At 37.2% G+C, this 3,295-nt stretch carries 3 protein-coding genes; 1 reads left to right on the top strand and 2 read right to left on the bottom strand.

What is annotated here, in order from left to right:
* Positions 1-653 precede the first annotated feature (653 nt).
* On the top strand, positions 654-1,463 hold the full coding sequence (locus CK510_RS28330; protein ID WP_095724820.1) for a tetratricopeptide repeat protein: 810 nt from the start codon (positions 654-656) through the stop codon (positions 1,461-1,463).
* Positions 1,464-1,543: 80 nt separating this feature from the next.
* On the opposite strand, the gene CK510_RS28325 is transcribed toward CK510_RS28330, so the two are convergent.
* Together CK510_RS28325 and CK510_RS28320 are read right to left on the bottom strand one after the other, a co-directional pair.
* The gene (locus CK510_RS28325; RefSeq protein WP_095724819.1) at positions 1,544-1,861 is read right to left on the bottom strand and encodes a hypothetical protein; all 318 of its coding nucleotides are present in this window, start codon (positions 1,859-1,861) and stop codon (positions 1,544-1,546) included.
* A 176-nt stretch (positions 1,862-2,037) separates the two neighbouring features.
* Positions 2,038-3,120 (bottom strand): WD40 repeat domain-containing protein, encoded by a 1,083-nt coding sequence (locus CK510_RS28320; protein WP_095724818.1) that lies wholly within the window; start codon positions 3,118-3,120, stop codon positions 2,038-2,040.
* Positions 3,121-3,295 lie beyond the last annotated feature (175 nt).

The following is a 3,295-nucleotide window of genomic DNA, read 5'->3' as shown; positions in this document are numbered from 1 at the left end:
TTGTCAAGTCAGAAGAGCGAGTTTCTTTGTTGCGATCGGTTGTCCAAATTTTTGACCCATCGAATTAGATACTGATGAAAATCTTAAACGTCAATTAACTTCTGCTGGTTTAGTATATCGTCAAATAGCCGAACCACGCACTGTTTAATCTCACATTTTATTCGTAGGGGCAAACAACCGTTTGCCCTCTATATTTATTTGTTGTTTGGTTGTTTTATATTATCTGGTTTAGGTATGCCATTCCTTCAAATGAAACAATATCAAGTCTATCTGCATTAGGATGGGAAGAAATTTGATTAATTTTAACTATTTCGACTTTAAAAATACTCATATTATTTTATACTTTTAATATATTTGTTTCCGCTCAGTACAAACTTTCGATTTTGGATGTCATCCCCAAATTTGCCCTGGTGAGTCACCTATCCCGATAAAGGAATCCATCTTATACTACACTTGTAATACAAAAATATTGTCTTGTCAATTGTGTATTATTTTTGTCTAGTAATACTTAGGGATATATATTTTTGTCTCTTAAACCCTATATTAATGAATTTAAATAAATTAATACTGACTTTGATGAAGTACTTTTTATTTTTGGGAATACTGAGGATGGATGGAATTTATCATACATTCATTTAACTTCACAAAAAATTATGAAAATCACTTCAATATCATTTGCTCTTTTTGCTAGTATTGCCCTATTTACAGGGGTTTCCAATGTCAAAGCACAAGAAGTACCCCAAGCAACAATCAACCACAGCAATGCAGTTCAATTATTGAACCAAGCGACGAAAAAGGCTGATGGAGGGGATTTGAAAGGCGCGATCGCAATTTTTAATCAAACAATCAAGCTCAACCCTCGCTATTCACTAGCGTACTACAACAGAGCCATAACTTATGAAGAGTTAGGGGATAGAAAAACAGCACTCAACGACTATAACAAAGCGATTCAAATTAACCAAAATTGGGGACGAGGTACAATTACTAGTGCTTATATTAACAGAGGGAAGCTACAGTATGAGATGGGAAATTCCCAAGGTGCGATCGCGGATTTTAATCAAGCGCTAAAATTAAAAGCTGAAGAATCGGACATTTTTTATAATCGAGGTTTAGCACAGTACAAATTAGGTAATAAAAAAGCCGCATTCAGCGACTACAGCAAAGCCATTCAAATCAACAAATGGCAAGATAAAGGTGGATATGCAGCTTTTCTAAATCGGGGAGTTGTCAGACTCGATATGGGAGATAGCAAGGGAGCTTTATTCGACTACACGAAAGCGATTAGTTTAAAACCTGATTATGCACTAGCTTACAAAAATCGCGGACTTTTGTATTTAGATGCAGGAAATCAACCCCTTGCTGTGAAGGATTTACAGAAAGCTAGCGAACTTTATAAAAAACAGAAAAGTCCAGCTAAACAGCAGGAAATTGCTCAAATATTACGTGAAGTCAAGAAAAGGTAGTCCAATTGATAAATTATCTACCATCCGTATTTATCTGTATTTATCTGCGTTTATATCTCTTTTCTGTACCTCACTTATCCCTACGGCAAAATCAACAGATTATTCATTACCCCTTGCGGTAAAACACACATTGGTTCAATTGCTCTTGTTGTTGATGTCGATGTAGTAGTGCTTTGATATACTTCAGTTCGCGTATTGCCGTTACCCTTAAAAACCCGATGTTGAGTCACTTTCATGTTTCCAGAGTTGGGTTTGACGGTGACTGGTGAGGTTACGCAGGTAGAAACATTACCAACAGGTATTGTCTGTACTACTACATCATTAATATCTGCTAATGCTGCTGTGGGAAGGGTCAAAACCGCAGCTAAAATACCGAAAATATAGCTTTTATTCAACATTATCTCTCTTTCCTTGTTATTTGGTTTTGTTTGGGTAAACTTAATTTCTATTGGAGAATTGGGTTATGCCTTACTTTATATACTAGCAAAATTGCACTAAATATACTTAACCTAAAATCTTAAGTTTTGCAATTATAGAAATCAATCCAGATAATTTGTGATATCCCTGCAAACAATTATTCTCGCGTTAACTGCCAAACTTTAATGGTTTTATCGCTGCTACCACTAACAATAATCAGGTTATCCTGACTAATTGCCAGAGAATTAACCGTACCCAAATGCCCCATCAAGGTTTGTAATAACTCTCCCGATGGTAAATCCCAAACTTTGATGGTTTTATCGTTGCTACCGCTAATTAAAGTTTGTCCATCATGAGCGATCGCAACAGTTGTCACCTCTCCAGTATGTCCCATCAAACAATGTAATACTTTCCCAGCACTCAAATCCCAGATTTTAATGCTGGTATCCCCACTACCACTAATCAAAATTTGTCCATTGGGATGGATTGCTAAAGCTTTAACATCTCCAGAATGTCCCATAAAAGTCCGTAAAGGTTCACCAGTTTGGGGATTCCAGAGTTTGATTTTGCGATCGCTTGTACCGCTAACCAAAATTGTACCATCGGGGGTAATTGCGATCGCATTCACTGAGGCGGAATGCCAAAGAGTGCATACTCTGTTCCCTTTAGCAAGGTTCCAAATCTTAATTTTATTACTACCACTAGCGAGAATTTGTCCATCGGGACTAATGGAAACCACATTAACAGGTTTATTATGCCCTACAAGTGTGTGAATTAATTTACCCGTTTCTAATTCCCAAACTTTGACGTTACTGCGGGGAGTATCGCTAATTCCCACAGCCAAAAAATTACCATCCGAACTAACTGCAATCGAAGAAATTTCCCCCGCATGTCCAGCAATTGTGCGTAATATTTTACCTGTGTGGATGTCCCATACTTTCACTTTCTTGTCAGCACAACCACTGACAATCGTTTTCCCATCGGGACTAATAACGACGGATGTAACATTGCCAGAATGTCCAGTCAGGGTATTAATTTGGTATGCGTATTCGGAGGAACGTTGAGTTTTCAGAGATACTATAGCTTTGGCTAATTCTTCAACCAAATTTAAACTATGTAAATCATTAATACTGGCAAAATAAGCTTTAAGCTTGTCGATGTATTCCTCATCTTCGATTTTGACCAACGACAGCATCGCTTGTAAAGGGTTATTTCCGGGTAATTTAAGTGGAACATCCATCAAATTCCGCAACTGCAACCAAGCATTAACCGAATAGTTAACCTGTTCTGCTGCCAGAGTCTTGACCGATAATTTAGTATTAGGATAGGCTTGTCTGGGTTGAACTCAGGCTAAAAGCAGCAATAAGTGAAGTAATAGAGCAAATGAGATTAACCAATAATAATCGCGTTTTTAA

The sequence above is a fragment of the Brunnivagina elsteri CCALA 953 genome, assembly GCF_002289455.1.
In the GTDB taxonomy this organism is placed as follows: domain Bacteria; phylum Cyanobacteriota; class Cyanobacteriia; order Cyanobacteriales; family Nostocaceae; genus Brunnivagina; species Brunnivagina elsteri.
Note: the sequence above shows the minus strand (reverse complement) of the source record. Positions and strands in the feature narration are given on the sequence as shown.